Source organism: Leucogemmata humicola, from assembly GCF_055379415.1.
Map to the genome: position 1 here is coordinate 860116 of NZ_AP040875.1, position 23785 is coordinate 883900.

Sequence of the window (23785 nt, forward strand, 5' to 3'; positions counted from 1 at the left end):
TGCCGTCTCGCGAACCGACCGTGCTCGAACGACTCGCCAATGACCTTGCCGCTCGAACTTCCAGCGCCCGTAACGCGCAGCTACCTGCTTCACCATCGGGTGTGCCCGAAAGCAATTGCTGATGACGGCTCGCTTGTGGTTGCCACGACGGAAGGATCGCTTCTCGCGGGGGTCGACGACATCGCGTTTGCCTATGGTCGCCAGGCTGTTCTCGATTCGGTTGCAGGTGAAGAGCTCGAGCGGCTGATTGAGCGGCTGACGACTCGGTCCGAACGCACGATCGAGTTAGCACGTGCCGATTCCTCGAATGACGACCTCGCGACTGACGTTCGCGATCTCGCGAACCAGCCGCCAGTCATTCGCTACGTGAATCTGTCGGTACGAAGCTCACGGTGCGTCCAACGATCAGCATCGATGGTACTGTGCAGCTCAACGTCACGCAGGAAGTGAGCAATGCAACGAACGAGTCGGCGTTCAACGCGCCTGTGATCTCCACGCGATCCGTGAAGACCGATCTGCTCGTGCACGACGGGCAAACGATCGTGCTCGGCGGCCTGACCGATCGGGAGCACTCCGTTCAGTCAGAGGGAATTCCGTTTCTCTCGAGCATTCCGCTGATTGGCGTGCTGTTCGGTCGCCAGGCACGAACTACCACCGAAACGGAATTGTTCATCTTTCTCACGCCGCGCGTCATTCGTACCGACGAAGATGCCGAGCGACTCACGGCACCGCTGCGCAAACGCGCCGATCAGGTGCGACCGTGACGACGTCGATTCATGACGTGGTGCTCATTGGCAGCTCCGTTCCCATGCAGCGACTCCGAGCACTCGTTGCGACGATCGCGCCAATGCGACTCCCGGTGTTGATCGAAGGTGCCACAGGCACTGGCAAGGAGCTCGTCGCGTCGTTGTTGCACCAACAGAGCGGACGGACAGGCGATCTCGTAGCGTTCAACGTTTGCGCGCTCGGCGAATCGATGTTCGAGGATGCGCTCTTTGGGCACGTGAAGGGAGCGTACACGGGCGCGCTCAACGAATCACTCGGTTTTCTTCGCTAAGCCAACGGTGGCACCGCATTCTTCGATGAGATCAGCGGTCTACCGCTGCCGCTGCAAGCAAAACTGCTGCGGGCGATCGAGACGGGAGTCTTTCGACCGATTGGTGCCGCTCGTGACGCGCGCAGCGACTTTCGGCCGATCGCCGCGACGAACGAAGGCTTGTCCGAGCTCGTAGACGAGGGACGCTTTCGCGCCGACCTCAAGCATCGTCTGAGCGGAATCGTGATCCGCATCCCGTCACTCGGCGAGCGCGTTGAGGACATTCCAGAGTTGTGCCGACACTTTGTGCGGACCACGGCGGGGCCTGGTGTCGAGATTGACGACGAGGCACTGACGACGCTGCAGGAAATGGCGTGGCCCGGCAACGTGCGAGAACTCAAACAGGTGGTCGACGCCGCATCTGCTTTCGCACGCGGTGTGGTCGATCGTCGTGCACTCGAGTTTGCGCTGCTTCATCGCGCGTCGGCGTTGGCGCCGTCACGCGTGTCGGGGCAGCTGGTCGAGCGACGAGCGCTTGTATCTGCTCTGGAGCACGCATCGTGGGACACGGAAGCCGCTGCCGCCGCGCTCGGGATTCATCGAGCGACGATCTATCGCCGAATGCGTCGTCACGGCATCGATGTACCGGCGCACTCGACGCACTTTGGCGACCCAGCTATGGGATGATCGTCATGGTGACTGAAACGCTTGCCGTGAGGTTTGTCGCGTACGATTTCACTGTCACTGATCCAGAGTACGTTCCCGGCGGGAGCGAGTTCGGCACGGCCACGATCAGCAGAGTGCATGGAGTGTCGAGTTCTGATCCCGTGCACCCGAGCGACACCTGGAGCCAGAGCGGAATTGGCGGATTGGGCCCCCCGGGCGGACTGTAGAAGCCCATGTGTGTCACGATCCCGTCGCCAGTCGAGAAGATCGCGATGGAGCCGCCCCCTCCAGGGTTCGGATCGCCCTGACGACGCGTGAACGACACGCTCGCGGGTGATGCGATGAGCGTCAATGATTGCGGGTTGACCACAAAACGCACCGTTACTGCCCTGGGGCTGTTGGCGACTCCCGATGCGCTGGAGACGATCGGCACCGTCGCGTAGAACACGCCAGACCGGAGCGCTCGTGCTGAGGATTTCAGGGTGAGTCTCGCGGGTGCCGCTGTTGTGTCCAGAGAAGCCGTCAACCAGCCGGTTGCGCCAGAATCGTACGTGATCTGGCCGATCGATAGGCCGTCCAAGACTCCGGTTCCCAGGTTGGTGATCGACACCGTCGTTGCGTCTGCGTCTAGAGTCCGGAAGGTCGTTGCGCCCACGGTGTCCGCCGCGATTCCAATGCGTGGGACGGCACGCAGCGTGAGCGCGACCTTCACCGATTGCGCCGCACTATCGACGAGCGCCTGCGCCGTCGTGACCGGGACGTTGCACGAATAGGTGCCCGCGACGAGTCCCGCCGGCGAGACGGAGATTTGCAATGCCGTGGGTGTCCGTGCGCTATCGAGCGTTGCCGTCATCCAGCTCGATGTCGCTCCACAGTCCGGCTTCCCGAGACTGATGCTGTCGATCGCCCCGCCCACGCTCGTGATCGAGATTCTCTGCGCCGGAATCGACGCACCAAGCGCAGCGTCGAGGGCCACGCTATTCTGGGCGATCGCGAGACGAGGACGCGGTCGCACGTTCAGTCGAACGCGTACGGCTTTCGATGAAACGCTGGTCGCTCCTATGATCACCACGCCGTCATACGTTCCCGCGGGGAGCGCCGACGCATTGACGGTGACGACGAGCTTCGCCGGCGGCACTTGTGCGGACACGGTGGCTGAGAGCCAGCCTGTCGCCTGCCCGGAGCCGAACGTGATATTCGAGATCGATAGGCCGCTGATCGGCGTGGCGCTGCCGGCCGAGACATCGATGGCCTCCGACAGGCCGCTTGTGCCGGCAATCAACTCTGCAACAACGCTGTCTTTTGAAACGACCAGAAGCGCCGGAGGATCTGGGAGAGCGGTGGGACTTGTCGGACTTTGAGTGCCAACCGCGGTATCGGATACGGCGCCAGCCGAGCATCCGAGAATGAACGCGCTGGCGACGGCCGCGCGGCAGACCGCGTGGAGCATGTGAGTATTCTGCACGCGGTATTAGACAACTTCAAAGGTTGTTCTGCAAGCCCTATCGGAGTCCTGCGAACAGGTCGTCGACCATCTCGACGGGTTGCGGCGTTCCCGCCGCAAGCGCGAAAGGCTCCGTGTCGAGCAAAACGGAATTCACGAATAGCTCATACGCATACTGCTGCGTCGCGTGTTCCTTGAATGCCGCGAGCTTCCGGTCGTTCCACTGGCGCACGTCGATCGTCGCCGTCGGTGGAACACTCTCGAGTGTGACTTTGGGGTCGTGATGCGGAAAAGGCCACGCATGGTAGTACAGCCGCGCGGCGCGATGCGGCCGCAGTCCCTCGTCTACCTGTTCGCCGTACGCCGTGCGGAGTCCCGAGAGGAAGAACGCCGCGGTGGCGGCGCGCGACATCGCGCGATGGTCGCGGTGACCGGTCGGCGCGCCTTCCGGCCCGAACGCAATCACCACGGTTGGCCGAGTGCGTCGGAGAAACGCTACGATGTCACCGATCAAGTCGAATGGATCGAGCTGGTGAAGCGTGCCGTCGCCGTACGCCGGTTGGTCGACGGTATCAATTCCGAGAATGGCGGACGCAGCGAGAAGCTCACGGCTTCGGATCTCGGCCAGTTCCTCGCGCGACGAAATGGGGACGCTGGAATTTCTTCCAGCGTCCCCATTCGTTGCACAGAATAGATCGGTATGAATGCCTACGGCTGCGTACTTGGCGATCGTTCCGCCAGTGCAGAACGTCTCATCGTCCGGGTGCGCGAAAACGCAGGCGAGTCGGTGCGCCAAGCCGCGATACGCTAGCGGCGGTTGCGACCACCCAACAGCGTGATGATGAACAGGAACATGTTGAGCAGATCGAGATAGATCGACACTGCCGCAAGCACGTAATCATCCTGCCCATACTGCCCCGAGCGCACAATGCGCCACGTGTCGAACACGAGCAGTCCGGCGAAGATGAACACGCCAATCGCCGCGATCCACAGCCCGCCAAGCGCACTGCCGACGAACATGTTGATCAACATCGAGATCAGGAGCACCACGACGCCGATCATGAAGAAGCTGCCCCAGGCGCTGAAATCACGACGGCTGACGACCGTGTACAGCGTCAGCACACCGAACGTACCCAACGTCAGCACCGCGGCCTGCCCAACCACACCCGGCGCGTTCTGGTTCGCGATGTACAAGAACGGCGCGATGAACACGCCTTCGGCGAACGTGAACAGGAACGTCAGGATCAGGTTCTTCGGGAACTCCCGCGCGGCGCGCTGCGCCATGATCAACGGAATGAAAGCCGCGAAGAACGCGATGAATTGATGCCGAGCAACGGCCTCGAGCAGCGAGGGCTGGTTCAGCGCGAAAGCCGAACCCAGCACCGTGGTGATCACGCTGAGGAAGACCAGTCCGTACGTGCGTCGCACGAGCGTCGCGCGCTCGGTACCGGACCGGACCTGAACTGCTGGTGCGTATGAGAAGCCCATGTTGAGCTCTAACTCCGATGGGAAGTTTCCGGAATATATACCCCGCCTGGCGGGGCCTGTGCCAGCAACGGCCTAGTTGTGGCCGGCGGCGCCCGCTCGAGTCGTTACAACGACCGAGCCGTTGAACGAGCGCATTTTGACAGGGCGCGTCGACGCGCCGATCTGTCCCTGCACGTGATTGCCCACCACGCGCTTGCCGACCGAGGCCAACGGGAGATCAGTGCGGAGATTTCCGTTGCCCACGGAGAGGTCGAAGTTGCCTTCGAGCCCTGCCGGCAATTCCGCTTCGATCACACCGTTCTTGGTCGTGACCGTGATCGAATCGCTGTTCGAGAGCGCGTCGGCCGACAGGCGGACGTTGCCGTTGCTGGTCGCGAGACTGAGCGGTCCGGCGACATTCACGGCTTTCACGTTCCCGTTCGACGTCCGCGCAGTGACTCCGGCGCTGATGCCATCGACGTTCACGGAGCCCGTCGTCGTCCGTGCATCGACGACGACGTTGGCCGGTACGTCGGCCACGAAGTCTGCCGACGCGTCAGTCGTACGATGGAACAGGCTGAACATCGACAGGAAGCCGCCCGTGTTGCGGCCGCGATAGCCACTCGCGCCGCAGTTTCCGCTGTTCCGCCACATGGCGCACACGTAGTAGTCGCTACCCGTATGCGATACGACGAACCGAATGTCGCTCGACCGTCCGTGACTCCAGCGACGGCTGCCGTTCACCAGGACGTTCTGTCCCGGAGCGCGACGAACCTCGATGCCACCCGCGCCGTTGCGCAGGTGTACGATCGCGCCGGCTGGCAGATCAGAGGACCACTGAAAGGCCCTGTCGTCGGAACCAGCCCGAGAACACGCGGTCGAGGCCGCGGCCGCGAGGGCAAGAATGGCGATGGGTAGTTTCATAAAGGACCTCCGGGTCTACCAGAATAACGCCCCGCAGGACGGAAAGTTACGGCAACCCGGTAGGCACTTGGAGCCGCGTGTCACAAGTGTGCAGGCGACAAGTGGTTACGACGCTTAGCTCCGCCGTTTGAGGTCGATGCTGCCGTTGACGGTTTCGAGGCGGATCTTCGGTCCTCCAGGCCGCCCGATGTGGGCTCTGAGATGTTTCGGGTCCAATCGACCGTTGATCGTCATCTCGAAGTTCGTATTCAGCGAACCATTCACGGTCTCGAGCTCGACGTCAGCACCGGAGTCGCCGCCGAACTCGACCGTCACGTTTCCGTTCACAGTCTCGAACTTCATTCGGCCATCCGGATCGAGGGCGCCGAGCTTGGCGCGAATGCCGCCGTTCACATTCGACGCATTTACGCGACCGCCAGAGCTCGCGACGTCCACTTCACCGTTCACTGTATTGGCTTCCACATCGGACGAGGCGCCCTCGACGACGACCGCACCATTCACCGTGTTCGCCGCGACCTTCACGCCCTTGGGAACGAGGACGTGAAACGACACCGACACGTCGTTGTTGCGCAGGCCGCGATCGTTGTGCCCATCGTAGCCGTTGTGTTCGTCGCACGTGGCGCGCTCGCCCCACAACGCGCACACCATCACGCTCTCGCCAAGCTTCTGCGTTTCGATGCGTACCGCGGCCGGATCGCCGCGACGCCACTCCTTCGTGGCGCGAACTTCGACCTTGTCGCCGCTCGCCTGACCAACGGTGATCGGGCCGTTCAGATTCACAATCCGAATCCAACGACCGGCCGGAACGCTGCCCGACCAGTTGAAGCTGTTGTCCGACTGACGCTGCTGCGCCGCGACTGGCAGCGCGGCGACAATCGCCAGTGCGAGAGCAAGGACCGAGCGTTTCATGGCTTTGGGGAAGGGGCTCGTTTACTTGGTGCTGCGGATACGGAGGTCGCCACTCACTGTTGAGACATCGAAGCGGCGTCCACCGTTGCCGATTCGCGCCTCGACGTTGCGTTTGCGCATGCGGCCGCCGTTCAACGTCAGCGGGAAATCGCTGTTGATCTCGCCGCTCACCGTCGACATTGCGATGTCCGCGTCGAAGCCGCGCGGCGCATCGAGCGTGATGTCGCCGCTCACCGAATGGAACACAAGGTCTCCCTTGCCGGTGAACTCGTCGACCTGAACGTCGACGTTGCCGCTCACCGACGTCGCGCGCACGCCGTCGGCGTGCAACTTGTCGAGACGGACGTCACCGCTCACGCTGGAGACGTCGACATTTCCATGCGCGCCGGAGACAGACACGTTGCCGCTCACGTTGTGCGCCGACACGACGAGATTGGTTGGCACCGCGACTTCGAGTGACATGCTGACGTCATACCCGTCACGCCAGCCACGGTTGCCTCGGTTGTTGCTGTTGTTGTGCGAGCCACGGTCGTCGCAATACGAATCCGCGTTGTCGTACAGCACGCAGATGACGATCCCCGACGACGTTTCCTGCACGTCGGCCTTGATGCGATCGAAATAGCGACTGTCGCCGTGCTTCACGCCAACCACTTCGACCTTGCCCGTCGTCGACGTGGTGACCTTGATGTTGCCGCTGATGTTGTGGACCGAGACTTCCTTCCCCGCGGCCACGGCGCGGTCCCAACGAAAATCGCCCTGTGCGAATGCCACTGCCGGTACGACGAGCGTAGCGACGAGAGTCGCGGTAATCAGCCGACGCATGGTGGAGTTCCTGGTGGGGGTAGTAGTCAGCGACGCTCGGGAGCGCCGCGTCCATTCGAAGAGATGTTGATGTCGCCGCTGAACGTGTCCGCAACGATGCGGGCCGCGCCGCCACCAATCTCGAAGGTGAATTTCTTGGATTTGGAAACGCTAATGCCGTGGTCGCCCGGCTTGAGCGTGATCGGGAACTGACTATCGATGCTGCCGCTCCACGTCGACACGGTGATCTGCGCGTTCGCCTCGCGCGGGATGTGCAGACCGATGTCACCCGAGTGCGTGCTCAGCTCATAGCGTCCAGCGGGATCGATCGTGCCGTCGTACGTCACTTCGCCGCTCGTCGTCTTGGCGCGAACGCTCTTTGCCGTGACGCCGCGCAGATCGATATCGCCGCTCACCGAGCCGACGTCGATGCTGCCGCGCACATCTGTCACGTGTACCTCGCCGCTCACCGTCGAGAGCGCGATGTCACCGGAGATGGTTCCGGCGGTGATTTCGCCCGAGAGCGTCGAGATGTCGAGTCGCAGCGTGACGTCCTCGACGCGGACGTCGCCGTTCTGCGTGTGGGCTTCGACCTGACTGCGCGTCGCACGAATGGTGATGTCGCCAGTCTGCGAGTGTGCGACGATTCGCACACCGTACGGAACGGACACCTCGAAGCGCGTGTCGCTACCGCGCCGGCTGCCCGCAACCTCGAGCATCGCACGCGATGACGACGCGTCGAGCCTGATGTTGTCGTCGTCGCTCACGGCGCGCACGTGCATCACATCGCGCGCCCATCCCGTCACCACGATGTCGCCATTGCTCGCGTTGAGCGTGAGCGATCCGCTCTTGTCGAAAGCGAACGTCGTGTCGATTCGAGCCGAATAGCCGGCGCCGGAACTGCGTCTTCGCTGCTGCGCGTCGGCATCGCGAACGAAGCCAAGCGCACCCAGCGCCAACGTCGCGGCAACGACGACGCGTGTTCCAGTCAATCCGGCGACCCAACGAAAACGTGTCATGAGAATGTGTTCACGTCCGCGCGGGCAACATCGCCGCTGTGCGGAGCAGTTGGACTTTGGTATCGAGCGCATCGTTGAGTGACTCCATGAGGAACCGGCTGGCCGGATCTTTCTGGAGGGCCTGCTTGCACTGCGAGATCGCGTCGTCGATGACCTTCAGATTCCGCTCGATGACGTTCACGGTCGCGGTATCGAGAGTCGATCGGCGCTGCGAGATGATGACGCGGAGGCGCTTGATCTCCATATCGTACGTCTCCTCCGCGCTTGGTTTGTTCGACGCGAGCTTCGTCGTTGCTGCCGGCGCTTTGATATTGCGGCTCGCGCCGACAGAGTCAGGCGTCGTCGGCACAGCGGTCGCTGGCGTCGTCACCGCGACCTGATTGGTCGACGGCGCAATGGTCGGCTTGGTCGGCGTACCAACGGGTGCCGTCGTTGCCACGACCGTCGAGCGCAGCGTCATCTGATGCGTGACGACCGCGGTCGTTGCTACGAGTCCGGCCGCAGCCGCGCCGATCCACAGACTCATGAACCGTTGGCCGAGTCCACGACGGCGCTGGCGTGGCGCTTCGCCGGCGACTCGTCCGCCCGGCGCCAGTACGACCACCGGCGTCTCGATTCGCTCGGCGATGCCAGCCCACAGGTCGCGCGATGGCGACAGCTCCGGCAGGTTGGCAGCTTCGATGCGCAGCTTTCGCAGATCAGCGAGCAGCGCGCCGCACGGAATGCAGCCCAGTGCGTGCAGCTCGATTCGGGCGCGGGTCGACTCGTCGACTTCTCGCTCGAGAAAATCAGCCAGCTGTTCGGCGAACTGCTCGCAGGTGATTGTAGGTGTCGTCATCGGTTTAGTGCCTCCCGCAACAGGAGCCGTGCGCGGTGGAGCTGCGCCTTGGTCGCTCCCGATGTCACGCCGAGCATTTCGGCGATCTCTTCGTGCTTGAACCCTTCTACGTCGTGCAGGACGAAGACACGGCGCGCGCCCGGCGGAAGCTTCGTGATGGCCTGCTCCAGATCGAGCATGTCGCCGGGGGCCAGCGGACTGCCAACGATGCCAGGAAGCGCATCGATTCCGCCCGATTCCTCATCCGTCTCTTCATACCGTGAGCGCTGTCGTCCTTCGCTCTTGCGAGCGTTCAGGACCAGGTTGACCGTCAGTCGGTGCAGCCAGGTAGAGAACGAGCTTTCGCCACGAAAGAGGTGCAGCTTTTCCCACGCGCGAACAAAGACGTCCTGCGTCAGCTCCTCGGCACGCTCGCGGTCGGAGACCATGCGAGTGCACAGCGAGTAGACACGATTGACGTTGTCCCGGTAGAGCCGCTCGAACGCACTCCGATCACCGGATGCCGCGCGCGCGACATCCGAATCACCGTTACCTGAGTGATTGGAAGATGCTTCGATGATGGCCACAGCAGCCATGGTCCCTGGGTCTCCGTCCTTCGCACTGAATTGGACGGTGCCAGGGCGGAGAAGGTTTGAATGCCCCGACTAGTTGTTTGCGACTAGCGGTAGCAACTCCGAAATATGTGCGACGTAAGCGGTTGGGTTGCCTGGCTCGAGGTCCTTCCGCTTGAAGGCACCCCAGAGTGCGGCCACGGTTCGGACGCCGGCCGCATTGCCGGCCAGAACATCGTGAACCGAGTCTCCAACGAACACGGCGTCCTCGGCGGTGCACCCCAATCGCTGGAGTGCAATCCGTACGGGTTCGGGATCTGGCTTGTGTCGGGTGGAGGCGTCGCAGCCGACGATAGTGTCCATATACCTGGCGAGCCCGACGTGTGACAGGCCACGCATGGCCAGCGCTTCCGACTTGCTCGTGACGATGCCGATCTGGTGGCCGCTCGCGTGGAGCTGGGCTACGACGTCGACGACACCGTCATAACAGCGAACGAGGCGGTCGTGGTTGGTCATCTGATACTCGCGGTAGGCGGTGATCAGGGCCAGGCGGTCGTCGTCGTCGCGCGCGTACCGTCCGAACATCGTGAACAGCGGAATTCCGATCCCGGCGGTCCATTCCTCGTCGGAAGGGATCGGGCGCTCGAGCTTGGCAAAGGCGTACTTTGCCGAGTTGAGGATCAGCTCGATCGAGTCGATGAGGGTGCCGTCGAGGTCGAAGAGAATCGTCGGCAGCGTTGTTCGGGCGGGGCGGGGAGACACGGCGGGCATGGCCATTCCGGAAAATAGCGGCTAGCATGCGACGCATGCCCTCGCCTGCGACCCCTGAAATGAAAAAGAACCTCCTCACCCTGATCATAGGCGTGGTGGTTCTGGATGCTGCATTCATCGGCGCGTACTACGCGTACGGTCTTGGTACGCGCCCGTTAAAGACCCAGCAGATCTACGTCGCCGTCTGGGTCGTTTGTACTCTCATTATTGTGACGACGCTGATGAGGCGAATCCGTCGGGCGCGACGCCGGGGTTAGCCGGCGTGGGAGTTAGCGCGCTCTGGGCGACTTGGACTTGGTCGCCTTGGTCGACTTCGGGCGTCCGTCGGACGTGACGCGGCGGCGAGCTGCTGCGGCCTTGCGCTGACGAACGACGCTGGGCTTCTCGTAGTGCCGCTTCTTGCGGAGGTCCTTGAGAACGCCGGCCTTCTGAACCTTGCGCTTGAACTGCTTGAGCGCCCAGTCAAGGCGATCGGCTTCGTCGAGAGTGACTTCGATCATTCGGAAATGCTCTGTGGAGAGTGTCGCGGAGTAAAAGAGCCGGGCCGACTTTCGATCGGCCCGGCTCCGTGCTTCACGGGCAGTTGTGGATCAGAGAACGAGCTTAGCGCCCGATCTTGACGACGTTCTCGGCCGCGGGGCCCTTGGCGCCCTGGACGATATCGAACTCAACGCGCTCGCCTTCGGCAAGCGTGCGGAATCCGTTGCCCTGGATGGCCGAGTGGTGCACGAAGCAATCCTTCTGACCGCCTTCGGGCGTGATAAAGCCAAAGCCCTTCGCGTCGTTGAACCACTTCACCGTGCCGGTGGTGCGTGCCATGGTAGTACTCCTAATCAGTGTTGTTTGTGTCGTCGGAGTACCGGAACATGCCGTACGCACCGACCCACAGTTGCTCGTGATCGCCCTCACGATGGGTACATTCTCAGATGGCCAACCTCGGCCACCAGCGACGCCGCATTAAAAAAAGGGCCCTTGCGTTTGCGAAGGCCCCTAGATCAACACTGGAACGTATTCGCGCGTGTAGATGCGTCGCTGAAGGAAGGTAAGTCAGCGCTCCAGATTTGGCAATGGGATTCAAGTCGCGACCCGGAAAGGGGTAAGCGGGCGGGGGCGTGAGTAGCCTCGGGCGGCCGGTTCGCCTACCATTCGGGAGTGCTTACCACTCGCCTGACCATCAGGCTCGTCCTCGGCGTGATCATGTTTGGGCTCGGCCTCTTCGTGGCCGTCCGCCCACTGTTCACCCACAACGCCGTGCTCACCGGCGCGCGCTGGCTCGACCTCACCTTTGCGCTGGTGTTCATGCTGCGCGGGCTGATGAACGTGCGAAGCGCGATGCGACGGTAGCTATTTTCATCGCACCATCCAGAGCACAGTCGCACAGATACCGATGTTCTTTCGACGAAAGCAGAAGGCCCCAGCCGAGGTAGAGCGCCTCGATTGGAAGCTTCTCGAGCGCGGTGCCGTGGCGCTCTATCATAAGTCGTCCGTCCTGTCGCAGGACCTCGCGTGGTTTCGGCAGCAGTCTTATGTCATCCACGAACTCGACGCCGTGAAGTGGGCGACGCCCGCGGAGTTCCACGCCGATGCCCAGCGCGTATTGGCCTTTCCGCCGTACTACGCGAAGAACCTCGCGTCGTGGATCGACTGCATCGCCGAGTTGCAGGTGCCCGACGAGAGCGGAATGGCGATCGTGTTTCGGCACTACGACGCGTTCGCGCGATCGCAGCCGCAGCTGGCCCAGACGATCCTGGACAGCATCGAGACGTCGTCGCGCCGTTTTCTCCTGACGGGCCGACGGTTGCTCGCCCTCGTGCAGTCCGATGACCCGCGCATTCGCTTCGAGCGCGTCGGTGCGGTGCCCGTTACGTGGAATCCGCGCGAGTGGCTGGACTCCGACCGCGGCGTTGGACGGGCGGACTAACAGACGCTTTCGGCGCTCAGAACGATTTCTGCCAGCCGAGTGCCCAGCCGTTCTCGCTCGGCGACACGAACAGACCGCCCGTCGATTTCTTTTTCTCTGCGTCGGCTTTGTCGGCACGTCGGCCTGAGCGAATCGCGATTTCTTTTCCAACCGCATAGCCGAACACCGCGCCGACGACTTGATCGGACGCCCAGTGGCGACGATCGAGAGTCCTCCCGATGCCGACGCCGGTCGCAACAGCCCAGATGGCCGGTTCGACGTAGCCCATCGAAAAGCGGCGCGTGAGGAATTCCGAACACGCAAAGACGTTGGCGATGTGCCCACCGGGAAAGGAATGCCGTCCCCAGTCGTGGGAACCCGGAATGGAGAAATCGTACTGGTCGCCCTGTTGTGCGGGAGGCGCGATGACGTTTGGCTCTCGTCGGTCTGGGCGCGTGCGGGCAACGAGCGGATACACGACGTAGTTGCGAACGACGCTACTCGCGCCGTAGGAAGCCAGGCAGCCGAAGAGGCCTTCTTGAAGCCTCTGATTCTTGGTGACGACGCCGAGCGTGAGCGCGCCAAGTGCGAGCGGTGTGATGGCGCGCCCAGAGAAGACGACGCCACCTTCTCGCAGCGGCTTGAGGACCTCGAACACGTTGGCGTTCCTGTTTCGATAGGCCCAACGATCAACGTTGTCGTCGAGCGGGGAGATTGCGACACCACCACCGATGACGGCGCCGGTGATCAGCCAATCGCGCGCCGTGCCGCGGAGCGGAGAGGTCCAGACGTCCCAGACATCGCCTGCAGTGTTGCGCAGGTTCGTGACGACCATTCCGCCCATGGACTGCGCCCGCGCGCGAGCGGCGAAAACGAGGAGCGCGACGAGCGCCAACCTGCGAGTTGAAGATCGAGAGCCCATGTCCAGCGCTGCGAGATCAGGGAAGTAACCGATGATTGCTCGAGCATTGGCAAGTCACAGGCCCTAGACCGGGGCCAAGAAATCGACATCTTGTAGTCGAGCGCGTCGTGCGCATTTCGTCGGCGCTCTGCAACCCAATCATTCGAGGAGCAATGCGTCACGCGTACATGTACAACGGCGCCTTCGAGCTGAACTACTCGGGACTCCAGCCGAACCGGACGACGTATCGCAGTACGGAGGGCGGGGAACGCCCACTGCCGGAGTGGCCGGAAAAGATCGACGGCGTTCGCGTCGCGTACATGGAGAAGAGCGGCAAGAAGTTCTTCGCGGTGCGTGTTCAGTACGACGATCATGACATCGTGCTCGAGAATCCCGTCGCGATCGATCCGCTTCGTCACATGAACAATCGGCGGTTCGCCGCTGAGCCAACCGTCGTTGGCGACGACGAAGCATCGGCGCTGCTCGATGACATTCTTCGCGACAACCCGGACAAGCAGCCGGCGCTGGCGAAGATGCTCAACCAGATCAACCAGGCGCGCCGAGCGAATAGGGCAGCGAACCCGTAAAATCCGGGTCGGCGAGCCAAACGGCTCGCGTAAAGCCTCGCAGGCCAGTAGATTACAGTCTACTGGCAGCACCTTGTTTCACCCTCGGCCCCAGTGACAAATGGACGGCTCGACGGCCCTAACGATCTATCGGGAAGAGAAGGCGCGGGCGCTCCAGGAGCGCCGAATTTCCCACGCGCAGCTGATGGCTGAAGCGAAGGAAGCGTTCGCTAAGATGTTGGCAGACGCTCAGTTAGCTCGTAAGGGCGGTCGCCCCAAGAGCAATCCGAACTCTCTCAGCCCGGCCGCCGCAGCAGCGGCAGCCAAGGCCAAGGCCGCAGCGGCGGCCGCCGCAGTTCCGGCGCCTGCTCCGGCTCCCGTCGTTGTCGCTGCTGCTCCGGCTCCTGCCAAAAAGCCTGCTGTCGCTCCGGTCGCGGTGAAGACCGCTCCCGCCGCTCCAGCAAAGGCCGTCAAGGCGAAAGTCGCGGCGGCCAGCAAGGCTGCACCGGTAAAGAAGGCCGCTGCAAAGCCGACTCGAGTCGCGCGAGCTAAGAAGCCGGCGGTTTCCGCGGCCAAGAAGTCGGTGACCAAGAAGGCGGCGCCCGCGCGCGCGAGTCGCCCGGCAGGTCGCGCAAAGCCAGCCAAGAAGCGGTAGTCGAAGCCCATATGGTCTGACCGAGAGTGCGCGTTCATCGCGTCGTCATCGGTCTTGTCGCCGGTCTGATCGTCGGGAGTCTTCTCGGCGCTTGGCCCGGCGGCTTTGCGTCCGGGGTCGTCGCATTCTTCAATCCGATCGGTCAGGTGTGGATCGCCGCGATTCGGATGACCATCGTACCGCTGGTGGTGTCGCTGCTCTTCGTGTCGGTGGCGACGCGTGAGACGAGCGACGGACTCGGAAGGCTCAGCGCCGCGACGTTTCTGACGTTCCTAGGGCTGCTCGTGTTTGCAGCCCTCGTTTCCTTGGCGCTCATTCCGCCCATCCTCGCGGCCGTGTCGTTGCCGCCGGCGGTCGCCGAGGGATTGCGCGCAACGGCGACGGCGACTGGAAGCGGAACTGCATCCCAGGTCGCTCAACTTCCCGGCTTTGCCGCGTGGGTGACTGGACTGGTGCCGGCGAACGTGATCAAAGCCGCCGCCGACGGCGCGATGCTACCCCTGATCGTCTTCGCGTTCGCCTTTGCATTGGCGTCACGGCACCTCGATGCCTCGCTACGTCGCGGCCTCGTCGACTTCTTTAGTGCGATCGCTGGGGCGATGACCAAGCTCGTGGAATGGATCATCGCCCTTGCTCCGATTGGCGTATTTGCGCTGGTCGTCGTGGCGGCGAGCCGAGTGGGACTCGCCCTCGCGGGGGCGATGGTCTATTACGTCGTGGCGTACATCGCGATCATGGTGCTCTTCACGGTCCTCATGTATCCGGTCGCGACGATCGGAGGACGGCTCGGTCTGGGAGCGTTCGTTCGCGGGATTCTGCCGGCACAGGCAGTGGCACTAAGCTCGAGCTCGTCGCTGGCGTCGCTCCCCGCACTGGTCGAGGGCTCGCGTCGGCTGGGCCAGCCGACGCAGGTATCCGGATTCGCGCTTCCGTTGGCGGTATCGACCTTCAAGGTCGTCACACCGCTCGCGTGGCTGCTAGGAATTGCCTTTCTCGGGCGACTCTACGGCGTGCCGGTCAGCATGACGGCGATGGTGACGATTGCCCTGACCGGGGTGGTATTGAGCTTCACGATTCCTGGTGTGCCTCAGGGCGGCATTCTGATGATGGCGCCCCTGGCGGTGACATATGGAATCCCCGCCGAGGGCGTAGCGCTGCTCATTGCGGCGGACACCATTCCAGATCTCTTCGCTACGGTGGCGAACGTGACAGGCGACTTCGTCGCTGGTTGCGTGGTTGCCCGCCGGACGGTTGCGGAGCCCGTGCCCCAGCCCGCATCATCTGTGAATGCGTGATGGCGATTTTCGGATTCGTGGCAAAGGCATTCCGCGCGTCGAGAGGCTGACCGGCGTCGCGATCCGTTTTGCGATCACGCTGTTCGTTGCGGCGTGTAGCAAAGCGGATGCTCCTCCTCCACAAGCGGCGCAGACCGTCAGTGCCGCGCCGGTTGCCGCGTCACCGGGCACTGGATGTCCGGCGAATGGGCAGTGGAGCACGTGTTCCATCATGTATCGCCTCGGGCGTGCGGGCGTGGCGCCCCAGATCGATTCGAGCGCGAAGCCAAAAGAAGAACAACTCGGCGGCGAGCCGCTGATGTTGAAGATCGGGCTCTCGGCGCAGCTAGAGCTGCACGTGTTTGCCGACTCGGTCGCGCGCGCGGCTGGTGTGGCAAAGCTCGACCGCAAGCAGTTCGTGAATGGGACCGCGGAGCAGACGATTCGTCGTGAGCGAACGCTCATCGAGTCGGCGAATCTCGTCGGGCTGCTCACGAGCATCAATGCGCATCAGCGCGAGCGTGTCTCCGATGCGCTCACGGCGGGGCCTCCTCAGCCCGCGACGCCCTGATGTCGCGCCGCACTTCGTCGCCCGCTCCGCACACGAAGTATGATGCGTCGTCGGTCGCATCATCGGAGCAGCGCGTCGAGGCGCACAGCGCGGCACTCAAGAAGGAGTTGGGTCTCCGCGATCTCGTGCTCATGCAGATCGTGTACGTCGTTGGCGTGATCTGGGTGGGCACGGCGGCGAAGCTCGGACACTCACAGATCGTGTTCTGGCTGGCGGCGATGCTGTTCTTCTACCTGCCACAAGCTGCGGTCGTCGTCAATCTGGCGAAGCGCATGCCGCTCGAAGGCGGACTGTATCAGTGGGCGCGGCTTGGACTCGGAGAGTTGACCGGCTTTCTCGTCGTCTGGAATCTGTGGCTGTACGCGGTCGTTCTCATTTCGACGATCGGCCTCGTGATCGGCACGAATCTATCGTACGTGGTCGGCCCGAGCGGCGCTTGGCTGGCGAGCAACAAGCCATTCATCATGTTGCTCAACGCCTTCATGCTCGGCGGGCTGATGATCCTCGCGGCCATTGGGTTGGGCGTAGCCAAGTGGCTACACAACGCCGGCAGCGTGATGTTGATGATGGCCTTTCTCATTCTCATTGCGCTGCCGTTCGTACACATGGCACTGGGAACGCTGCCCAACTACCACCCGTTCGCCGTCGCGATGCCGGCGCTCTCGCTATTCAGTCTCAATGTGTTCGGCAAGCTGGCCGTGGGCGCGTTGAGTGGATTCGAATACGTGGCCGTGCTGGCGGGTGAAACGAAAAATCCAGAGCGCACGATTGGTCGATCGACGATCGTTGCCGCGCCGATCATCGCCGTGATGTTCATTCTGGGAACGAGTTCTGTCCTCGCGTTCGTACCAATCGATCAGATCAACCTGATCGGACCGATTCCGCAGGTGCTGCGAATCGGGTTTGGTGCGACGGGCGTGGGGACATTTGCGTCGGCGATTGCGATTGTGCTCATCACTGGACGCACGCTTGCGAGCTCCAGCATCATCTTCACTGCGACATCGCGCATGCCGATGGTGGCCGGTTGGGACAACCTCCTGCCGAGCTGGTTCACGAAACTCCATCCGCGGTACCGCACACCGGTCAACTCGATTCTGTTCGTTGGTCTCGTTGCGATGGCGTTTGGTGCGGCGGGCATCGCGGGAGTCGGCGAGCAGGAGGCTTTTCAGCTGCTCGAGAATGCCGCGGGAATCTTCTATGGTCTCACGTATCTTGTGCTCTTCGCGATACCGTTGATCGGTATGCGGAAAATGGATCCGCGGCCGCCGCTGTGGATTCGGATCGCGGCTGCGTCGGGATTCGCGGTGACGCTGCTGTACGTCGTGCTTTCTATCTTTCCGATCATCGACGTCGCGAGCTGGTGGTCGTTCGCGATGAAGATTTCCGGAGTGGTTGTTGGACTCAACCTTGTCGGCGCTGCTCTTTTCTGGAATGCGTCTCGACGGAGAGCAGTCGCAACATGAGACGCTCGGTTTTCGGCGCGCTGGTGGCGATGGTGGTTGCGGGCAGTGCGATCGCGCAGCAGCCGGCAAGAGATTCGATCGCGCGGTGTGATTCAATCATTGCGGCGGCACGAGCCGACTCGATTCCGCTCGGACTGTTCTTCACGGCGGACCGAATCGATGGCCTCGATCTGCTGCCAGGCCAGGCGAGCGTCATCACGACGGCTGTCGCGACGTGGTTCGCTGCACCGGCGTCCTTGCGAGTCCCTGTGTTCGCTGGGCCGGCGCAAATGCGCAGTCTCAAACGGCTTCGCCCCGACACGGCAACGGAGCTTCGCGCGCCGGCGATCAATGGCGTGTATCGATTCACGTCGACCAGACTCCAGGCGATCGCGCACGCCGAAATTGTTCGTACGTCGTTGGCGACCGACCTCGATGATGCGATGCTCGCGGCCATCCACGACGCATCGCTGATCAAGCAGGTCGTCGAGTTCTCCGAGGACCAGGATTCCATGCGTGTCCAGGTTCGTGTATCGACCGATTCGGGACCGGGGAGCAGGCGCATCGCAACCGTCCAGTTTCCGCGCATGCCGGTCATCGACGCCGTGCCTCTGCGCGGTAACCCGATGCCGAACGTACCGGCCGACGCGCAAGGAGATAGCACGGAAGAGATTCTGCTGCGCTTCGTGGTCGGACCGCAGGGCCTTCCGGTTCCGGGCACCGTGGAGTTGGCGCACGGCCGATCACTGCCGCTCGTGCGTGCAGCGCTCGAAGCGCTTCCGGTCCAACTATTCTCGCCGGCGACGATTCGAGGGTGCGCTGTGTCACAGGTTGTCTACTACCCGTTTTCTTTCGGCGCGACCGCGGAAAAAAGTCCTCAACGCCATTGACGGAGGCGACGGGGCGCAGTCCATTATCCGCGCCTTCCTTCCTCAAACCACGAGTCTATGTCAACACCGCTCCCGCTCCTTCACCGCGGCTTCGGTGAAACTCAGCGGCGCGACGCTTGGTGGCTCCAACCCCTCGTCGTTTTCACGATACTCGGCGCCTTCGTCGTTTACGCCACGTGGGCAGCATTCCAGAACGCGCACTACATGTACGGGCCGTACCTCTCGCCGTTCTACTCGCCGGAGATCTTTGGCGATCCGAAAACGGCCTGGTTTGGTGCAAAGCCCGGCTGGTGGCCTGGACTGCTACCGTTTTCGCCGGCGTTGATCATCCTGCCCTTTCCGGGACTGTTCCGGTTCACCTGCTACTACTATCGCGGCGCGTACTACAAGGCCTTCTGGGCCGACCCGATGAACTGCGCCGTCGGTGAACCGCGAAAAAGCTACCTCGGCGAGAAAACATTTCCGCTGATTCTGCAGAACGTTCACCGCTACTTCATGTATATCGCGGTGATTTTTCTGTTTCTACTCGCACACGACGTGTGGAAGGCGCTGTGGTTTGAAGATGCAGCGGGCGTGAAGCATTTCGGGATCGGCATCGGCACGCTGTTGCTCACGCTCAATGTGGTTTTGTTGAGTTGCTACACGCTGGGCTGCCACTCGATGCGCCATGCGGTCGGCGGTTTCCTCGACCAATTATCGCGGCATCCGGTGCGAAAAAAGGCCTACGACTGCTCGAGTTGCCTCAATCGTTGGCACATGAAGTGGGCGTGGATGAGTCTCGTCTGCGTGGCGTTCTGCGATCTCTACGTGAGAATGTGCTCAATGGGGATCTGGCACGACTGGAGAATCCTATGAGCAGCAAGTGGGGGCAGAACGCGTGAACGATATCCAGACTGTCGAGCACGATGTGCTCGTCATTGGTGCCGGTGGTGCGGGACTGCGAGCGGCGATCGAGGCAGCGAGAGATGGCTTGAAGGTGGGTCTCGTCTGTAAGTCGCTGCTCGGAAAGGCGCACACCGTCATGGCAGAAGGGGGAATGGCTGCCGCAATGGGGAACGTGGACGATCGCGACAACTGGCGCGTCCACTTCGCCGACACGATGCGCGGCGGCCAGTACCTCAACAACTGGCGCATGGCCGAGTTGCATGCGAAGGAAGCGCCGGATCGCGTGAAGGAGATGGAGGCGTGGGGCGCGGTGTTCGATCGTACGCCCGACGGCCGGATTCTTCAGCGCAATTTTGGTGGACACCGATATCCACGTCTCGCTCACGTTGGCGATCGCACGGGTCTCGAGCTGATTCGCACGCTGCAGGATCATGGCGTTCATGCTGGCCTCGACGTGCACATGGAAGTCACGGTGCTCGCGCTGCTCAAGGACGGCGATCGTGTGGCTGGCGCGCTGGCGTACGACCGTGAACGTGGTCGCTTTCGCATTTTCAAATCGAAAGCCGTCGTGCTTGGGACCGGCGGCGTCGGTCGCGCGTTCAAGATCACGTCGAACAGCTGGGAATACACCGGCGACGGTCAGGCGCTTGCCTATCACGCCGGTGCGACGCTCCAGGACATGGAGTTCGTACAGTTCCATCCGACGGGAATGATCTGGCCGCCGAGCGTGCGCGGTATTCTCGTGACGGAGGGTGTGCGCGGCGAAGGCGGTGTATTGAAGAATCGTGATGGCAAACGATTCATGTTCGACAACATTCCGGACAACTACAAGAACCAGACGGCCGACAACCCCGAAGAAGGCTGGCGGTACACGCAGGGCGACAAGAATGCGCGCCGCCCACCCGAGCTGCTGACGCGTGATCACGTGGCGCGCCAGATCGTGAGCGAGGTGAAGGCGGGTCGCGGCTCGCCGCACGGCGGCGTGTTCCTCGACATTGCGTGGATCAAAGAGAAGCTCCCGAATGCCGAGGAGCACATCAAGCGCAAACTGCCGAGCATGTACCACCAGTTTATGCAGCTCGCAGGTATCGACATCACGAAGGAGCCGATGGAGATCGGCCCGACGACGCACTACATCATGGGTGGTATTCGCGTCGACGGCGACACGCAGATGTCGAGTGTCCCAGGTCTATTTGCCTGCGGTGAGTGCGGTGCTGGTCTGCACGGCGCAAATCGACTCGGCGGCAATTCGCTGTCTGATCTGATCGTCTTCGGAAAGCGTGCTGGTGAGTACGCAGCAAAGTTCGCGAAAGAGCACGGCAACGTCTCGATCGACAACAGTCAGGTCGACGCGGCAATGAAGAAGGCGTTGGCGCCGTTCGAACGTGAGAGCGCCGAGGGGCCGTATCGGGTGCAGGAAGATCTGCAGCAGACGATGCAGGACAACGTCAACATCGTGCGCGCGCAGCATGAGATGGAGCGCGCGCTCGTGGACATCGCGGCACTCAAGGCGCGCGCGGCGAAGGTCGGTGTGAAGGGAAACCGCGAGTACAACCCGGGTTGGCACACCGCACTCGATCTCGGCAACCTGCTGACTGTGTCCGAAGCGATCACGCGTTGCGCGATCGAGCGCAAGGAAAGCCGCGGCGGACACTTCCGCGACGACTACCCAGACAAGGATCCAGAGTTCGCGAAGTTCAACTTCGTCGTGCGCAAGGGACCCGATGGCGAAATGCAGCTCGCGCGCGAACCGATTCCGCCGATGCCCGACAATCTGACGGCCGTCATCGAGGAGATGAAGTAATGTCCACAGGCGCGGTGACAGACAACAAACCCAAAGACGCGTTTACAGCGGCGCAGGCGGCGCAGGATGCCGCGGCAAAGCATGACACGCGTTCATTCAAGATCTGGCGCGGGGACAAGGGAAAGGGCGAGTTCGTCGAATACAAACAGGACGTCGTGGAAGGCATGGTGGTGTTGGATGCCGTTCACGAGATCCAGTCGACGCAAGCCAATGACCTCGCCGTGCGCTGGAACTGCAAAGCCGGCAAATGCGGTTCGTGCTCGGCCGAGATCAACGGCATGCCGAAGTTGATGTGCATGACGCGCCTCGACGAACTCGACGCGGCCAAGCCCGTCACGATCGAGCCGATGCGAGCGTTCCCGCATGTACGCGATTTAGTGACGGACGTGTCGTGGAACTTCGAGCAAAAGAAGAAGGTAAAGAAATTCGCGCCGCGTCCGCCCGATGCTCCCGACGGAACGTGGCGCATGCAGCAGATGGATATCGATCGCGTCCAGGAATTCCGGAAGTGCATCGAGTGCTTCCTGTGCCAGGACGTCTGTCACGTACTTCGCGATCACGAGAAGCACGACGACTTCATTGGGCCTCGCTTTCTCGTGCACACAGCGGCGCTCGAGATGCATCCGCTCGATACAGCGGATCGCATCTCTGATCTGCGGAAGGAGCACGGGATCGGCTATTGCAACATCACCAAGTGCTGCACGAAGGTGTGTCCGGAACACATCACGATCACGGACAATGCGATCATTCCGCTCAAGGAGCGTGTGGTCGACGAATTCTTCGATCCCATCGGCAAGCTGGTAAAGATCTACAGCCGACGAAAGAAAACCTGACGGGCAGGGAGGCAGCGATGAACCTGAAGCCGATTACACCGGAAGGCATTCCCGCCGCGCTCCAGAAGGCGGAGCGGTACCGGTTGCTCAACGATTCGTCTGCCGCAGAAAGCATCTGTCTCGACGTGCTCGAGATCGAGCCGGCGAATCAGACGGCCCTCGTTTTCCTCCTACTCTCGATCACCGATCAGTTTTCGGAAGAGCTCGCCGACGGCGTTATTCGTGCGCGCGAGGTGCTTCCGCGCCTCACTGACGAGTATGAGCGAACGTACTACGCGGGGATCATCGCCGAACGTCGCGGTCGCGCGCAGCTCCATCGCGGAACACTCGGCGCAGCGGAAGTTGCCGCAGATGGCTTTCGCGATGCGATGCGATGGTACGAGAAGGCCGAGCGCATGCGCCCGGCCGGAAATGACGAAGCGATTCTGCGCTGGAATACCTGCGCGAGAATGCTAGGCCGACACGAACGCGCCCACGTCGAACGAGAGTACGAGCCGGCTCTGGAGGACTGAGAGCTCGTGTCGACTAAGGCTTCACATGACGCCGCGCTCTAAAAGCGCGGCGTTTTTGCGGTGTATGGAGCCTCGAGTTGCGCGATCTCGTCCGCGCTGAGGGTGACGTCAAGCGCGCCGATCGCATCTTCCAAGTGCCGCAGCTTCGTGGCGCCGATGATCGGCGCGGTCACGGCGCGCTTGGACAGCAACCACGCTAGCCCAACCTGCGCCATTGGAATTCCGCGTTCGCCAGCGATACGCTCAACTGCGTCGACGATCCCCCAGTCGGTCGAATCGTACAACCGCTCCGAGATGGGGTCGTTCGTCGATCGGATGGTCTCGCCCTTTGTCTTCTCGCGCGGGCGCGTCACGAGGCCACGAGCCAGCGGCGACCAAGGGATGATGCCGAGTCCCTGATCCTGGCAGAGCGGAATCATTTCTCGCTCTTCTTCGCGGTACACGAGGTTGTAGTGGTTCTGCATCGAGACGAAGCGCGCCCACCCGTTGCGCTCGGAAGTGCTGAGCGCGCGCATGAGTTGCCACGCATAGCCTGAGCTCGCGCCGATGTACCGAACCTTCCCTTGATGCACGAGGTGGTCGAGCGCGGCGAGCGTCTCTTCGATCGGCGTCGACGGATCGAAGCGGTGGATCTGGTAGAGATCGATCGTATCAATACCGAGTCGCTTGAGACTCGCTTCGCACGCCTGGACGATATGCTTGCGTGAAAGACCGCCCATGTTTGGACGGCTATTCATTGGCCAGAAGACTTTCGTGGCGATGACGAGCTCGTCGAGCTTCGCCATGGATCGCAGCGCGCGACCGGTGATCTCTTCGCTCACGCCGAGCGAGTACATATCGGCGGTATCAAAGAAATTGATGCCGCTCTCGAGCGCGAATTTGAAGAAGGGCTGCGCTGCGGTTTCGTCGAGAACCCAGGAACGCCACTGGGTGCTCCCGTAACTCATACAGCCGAGGCACAGACGGGAAACCGTCAGGCCGGTACTGCCGAGCGTAGTGTATTGCATGGCGCGCGGGGCGTTGGGCGAGGGTCGTGTTCCGCGAAACACAAAGGTAACGCGGGACGACCCAAGCCCCCCACCCCACGCCTACTAAGCAACTATCCTACCACTTCAATAGCCCTTCT

The 23785-nt window shown here is 62.2% G+C and carries 29 protein-coding genes and 2 pseudogenes; 17 read left to right on the forward strand and 14 right to left on the reverse strand.

The genetic code is table 11. The features are described from left to right. The first annotated feature begins 39 nt into the window (after positions 1 to 39). From AC6H4Z_RS03560 to AC6H4Z_RS03575, 4 genes and pseudogenes are all read left to right on the forward strand, one after another. Complete coding sequence (locus AC6H4Z_RS03560) at positions 40 to 450, forward strand: GspE/PulE/PilB domain-containing protein (RefSeq protein WP_497545367.1); 411 nt, start codon at positions 40 to 42, stop codon at positions 448 to 450. Continuing rightward, a pseudogene (locus tag AC6H4Z_RS03565) lies at positions 375 to 764 on the forward strand (type II secretion system protein GspD); the annotation flags it as partial. The gene AC6H4Z_RS03560 and the pseudogene AC6H4Z_RS03565, both read left to right, overlap by 76 nt. Positions 765 to 784: 20 nt before the next feature. Next, a pseudogene (locus AC6H4Z_RS03570) lies at positions 785 to 1513 on the forward strand (sigma-54-dependent transcriptional regulator); the annotation flags it as partial. Positions 1514 to 1540: 27 nt separating this feature from the next. Then, on the forward strand, positions 1541 to 1723 hold the full coding sequence (locus tag AC6H4Z_RS03575) for a helix-turn-helix domain-containing protein (RefSeq protein WP_497547005.1): 183 nt from the start codon (positions 1541 to 1543) through the stop codon (positions 1721 to 1723). Here the strand turns inward: AC6H4Z_RS03575 and AC6H4Z_RS03580 are convergent. The 10 genes from AC6H4Z_RS03580 to AC6H4Z_RS03625 form a co-directional block, all read right to left on the reverse strand. Next, complete coding sequence (locus tag AC6H4Z_RS03580) at positions 1713 to 3152, reverse strand: hypothetical protein (RefSeq protein WP_497545368.1); 1440 nt, start codon at positions 3150 to 3152, stop codon at positions 1713 to 1715. The genes AC6H4Z_RS03575 and AC6H4Z_RS03580 overlap by 11 nt on opposite strands. A 52-nt stretch (positions 3153 to 3204) precedes the next feature. Next, on the reverse strand, positions 3205 to 3942 hold the full coding sequence (locus tag AC6H4Z_RS03585) for a PIG-L deacetylase family protein (protein WP_497545369.1): 738 nt from the start codon (positions 3940 to 3942) through the stop codon (positions 3205 to 3207). Positions 3943 to 3953: 11 nt separating this feature from the next. Next, positions 3954 to 4634: a Bax inhibitor-1/YccA family protein gene (locus tag AC6H4Z_RS03590; RefSeq protein WP_497545370.1), complete on the reverse strand. Its 681-nt coding sequence runs from the start codon at positions 4632 to 4634 to the stop codon at positions 3954 to 3956. A 72-nt stretch (positions 4635 to 4706) separates the two neighbouring features. After that, positions 4707 to 5537 (reverse strand): DUF4097 family beta strand repeat-containing protein, encoded by an 831-nt coding sequence (locus AC6H4Z_RS03595; protein WP_497545371.1) that lies wholly within the window; start codon positions 5535 to 5537, stop codon positions 4707 to 4709. 114 nt (positions 5538 to 5651) lie between these two features. Continuing rightward, entirely contained in the window at positions 5652 to 6446 is a 795-nt protein-coding gene (locus AC6H4Z_RS03600) for a DUF4097 family beta strand repeat-containing protein (protein WP_497545372.1), read from the reverse strand. A gap of 21 nt (positions 6447 to 6467) precedes the next feature. Then, positions 6468 to 7268 (reverse strand): DUF4097 family beta strand repeat-containing protein, encoded by an 801-nt coding sequence (locus AC6H4Z_RS03605; RefSeq protein WP_497545373.1) that lies wholly within the window; start codon positions 7266 to 7268, stop codon positions 6468 to 6470. A gap of 26 nt (positions 7269 to 7294) precedes the next feature. Then, the gene (locus tag AC6H4Z_RS03610; protein ID WP_497545374.1) at positions 7295 to 8266 is read right to left on the reverse strand and encodes a DUF4097 family beta strand repeat-containing protein; all 972 of its coding nucleotides are present in this window, start codon (positions 8264 to 8266) and stop codon (positions 7295 to 7297) included. Positions 8267 to 8276: 10 nt separating this feature from the next. Next, positions 8277 to 9104 (reverse strand): zf-HC2 domain-containing protein, encoded by an 828-nt coding sequence (locus tag AC6H4Z_RS03615; protein ID WP_497545375.1) that lies wholly within the window; start codon positions 9102 to 9104, stop codon positions 8277 to 8279. Next, a complete protein-coding gene (locus tag AC6H4Z_RS03620) occupies positions 9101 to 9679 on the reverse strand; it encodes an RNA polymerase sigma factor (protein ID WP_497545376.1) in 579 nt (192 codons plus the stop codon). Before AC6H4Z_RS03620 ends, AC6H4Z_RS03615 begins: the two co-directional genes overlap by 4 nt. Before the next feature lie 69 nt (positions 9680 to 9748). Then, entirely contained in the window at positions 9749 to 10432 is a 684-nt protein-coding gene (locus tag AC6H4Z_RS03625; protein ID WP_497545377.1) for an HAD family hydrolase, read from the reverse strand. 53 nt (positions 10433 to 10485) lie between these two features. On the opposite strand from AC6H4Z_RS03625, the gene AC6H4Z_RS03630 reads away from it, so the two are divergent. Next, entirely contained in the window at positions 10486 to 10683 is a 198-nt protein-coding gene (locus tag AC6H4Z_RS03630; protein WP_497545378.1) for a hypothetical protein, read from the forward strand. Positions 10684 to 10695: 12 nt separating this feature from the next. Here the strand turns inward: AC6H4Z_RS03630 and rpsU are convergent, their stop codons facing one another. Together rpsU and AC6H4Z_RS03640 are read right to left on the reverse strand one after the other, a co-directional pair. Continuing rightward, on the reverse strand, positions 10696 to 10926 hold the full coding sequence (rpsU, locus tag AC6H4Z_RS03635; protein ID WP_497545379.1) for a 30S ribosomal protein S21: 231 nt from the start codon (positions 10924 to 10926) through the stop codon (positions 10696 to 10698). Between the two features lie 103 nt (positions 10927 to 11029). After that, positions 11030 to 11245: a cold shock domain-containing protein gene (locus tag AC6H4Z_RS03640; protein ID WP_497545380.1), complete on the reverse strand. Its 216-nt coding sequence runs from the start codon at positions 11243 to 11245 to the stop codon at positions 11030 to 11032. Between the two features lie 333 nt (positions 11246 to 11578). Between AC6H4Z_RS03640 and AC6H4Z_RS03645 the strand changes: the two genes are divergently transcribed. Next, on the forward strand, positions 11579 to 11770 hold the full coding sequence (locus AC6H4Z_RS03645) for a hypothetical protein (RefSeq protein WP_497545381.1): 192 nt from the start codon (positions 11579 to 11581) through the stop codon (positions 11768 to 11770). Positions 11771 to 11813: 43 nt separating this feature from the next. Beyond that, complete coding sequence (locus AC6H4Z_RS03650) at positions 11814 to 12347, forward strand: barstar family protein (RefSeq protein WP_497545382.1); 534 nt, start codon at positions 11814 to 11816, stop codon at positions 12345 to 12347. 16 nt (positions 12348 to 12363) lie between these two features. Here AC6H4Z_RS03650 and AC6H4Z_RS03655 read toward each other — a convergent pair whose 3' ends face one another. Beyond that, positions 12364 to 13248, reverse strand: coding sequence for a phosphatase PAP2 family protein (locus AC6H4Z_RS03655; protein ID WP_497545383.1), 885 nt, complete (start codon positions 13246 to 13248; stop codon positions 12364 to 12366). A gap of 107 nt (positions 13249 to 13355) precedes the next feature. Between AC6H4Z_RS03655 and AC6H4Z_RS03660 the strand changes: the two genes are divergently transcribed. The 10 genes from AC6H4Z_RS03660 to AC6H4Z_RS03705 all read left to right on the forward strand — a co-directional run bounded on the left by AC6H4Z_RS03660 (position 13356) and on the right by AC6H4Z_RS03705 (position 22659). Then, positions 13356 to 13814 carry a hypothetical protein gene (locus AC6H4Z_RS03660; RefSeq protein ID WP_497545384.1) on the forward strand — a complete coding sequence of 153 codons (459 nt, stop codon included), beginning with the start codon at positions 13356 to 13358 and terminating at the stop codon, positions 13812 to 13814. Between the two features lie 100 nt (positions 13815 to 13914). Next, entirely contained in the window at positions 13915 to 14448 is a 534-nt protein-coding gene (locus AC6H4Z_RS03665) for a histone (RefSeq protein WP_497545385.1), read from the forward strand. Positions 14449 to 14474: 26 nt separating this feature from the next. After that, complete coding sequence (locus AC6H4Z_RS03670) at positions 14475 to 15743, forward strand: dicarboxylate/amino acid:cation symporter (RefSeq protein ID WP_497545386.1); 1269 nt, start codon at positions 14475 to 14477, stop codon at positions 15741 to 15743. Beyond that, positions 15736 to 16293: a hypothetical protein gene (locus AC6H4Z_RS03675; RefSeq protein WP_497545387.1), complete on the forward strand. Its 558-nt coding sequence runs from the start codon at positions 15736 to 15738 to the stop codon at positions 16291 to 16293. Before AC6H4Z_RS03670 ends, AC6H4Z_RS03675 begins: the two co-directional genes overlap by 8 nt. Then, positions 16293 to 17756 carry an APC family permease gene (locus AC6H4Z_RS03680; protein ID WP_497545388.1) on the forward strand — a complete coding sequence of 488 codons (1464 nt, stop codon included), beginning with the start codon at positions 16293 to 16295 and terminating at the stop codon, positions 17754 to 17756. The genes AC6H4Z_RS03675 and AC6H4Z_RS03680 overlap by 1 nt, the downstream gene beginning before the upstream one ends. Then, positions 17753 to 18625 (forward strand): hypothetical protein, encoded by an 873-nt coding sequence (locus AC6H4Z_RS03685; RefSeq protein ID WP_497545389.1) that lies wholly within the window; start codon positions 17753 to 17755, stop codon positions 18623 to 18625. The genes AC6H4Z_RS03680 and AC6H4Z_RS03685 overlap by 4 nt, the downstream gene beginning before the upstream one ends. A gap of 57 nt (positions 18626 to 18682) precedes the next feature. Continuing rightward, positions 18683 to 19480, forward strand: coding sequence for a succinate dehydrogenase subunit SdhC (gene sdhC, locus AC6H4Z_RS03690; RefSeq protein ID WP_497545390.1), 798 nt, complete (start codon positions 18683 to 18685; stop codon positions 19478 to 19480). A 22-nt stretch (positions 19481 to 19502) separates the two neighbouring features. Next, on the forward strand, positions 19503 to 21314 hold the full coding sequence (locus AC6H4Z_RS03695; RefSeq protein WP_497545391.1) for a fumarate reductase/succinate dehydrogenase flavoprotein subunit: 1812 nt from the start codon (positions 19503 to 19505) through the stop codon (positions 21312 to 21314). Next, positions 21314 to 22147, forward strand: coding sequence for a succinate dehydrogenase/fumarate reductase iron-sulfur subunit (locus AC6H4Z_RS03700; protein WP_497545392.1), 834 nt, complete (start codon positions 21314 to 21316; stop codon positions 22145 to 22147). The genes AC6H4Z_RS03695 and AC6H4Z_RS03700 overlap by 1 nt, the downstream gene beginning before the upstream one ends. 17 nt (positions 22148 to 22164) lie before the next feature. After that, positions 22165 to 22659 (forward strand): hypothetical protein, encoded by a 495-nt coding sequence (locus tag AC6H4Z_RS03705; RefSeq protein ID WP_497545393.1) that lies wholly within the window; start codon positions 22165 to 22167, stop codon positions 22657 to 22659. Positions 22660 to 22697: 38 nt separating this feature from the next. Here AC6H4Z_RS03705 and AC6H4Z_RS03710 read toward each other — a convergent pair whose 3' ends face one another. Then, positions 22698 to 23666: an aldo/keto reductase gene (locus tag AC6H4Z_RS03710; RefSeq protein WP_497545394.1), complete on the reverse strand. Its 969-nt coding sequence runs from the start codon at positions 23664 to 23666 to the stop codon at positions 22698 to 22700. Positions 23667 to 23785: the final 119 nt, after the last annotated feature.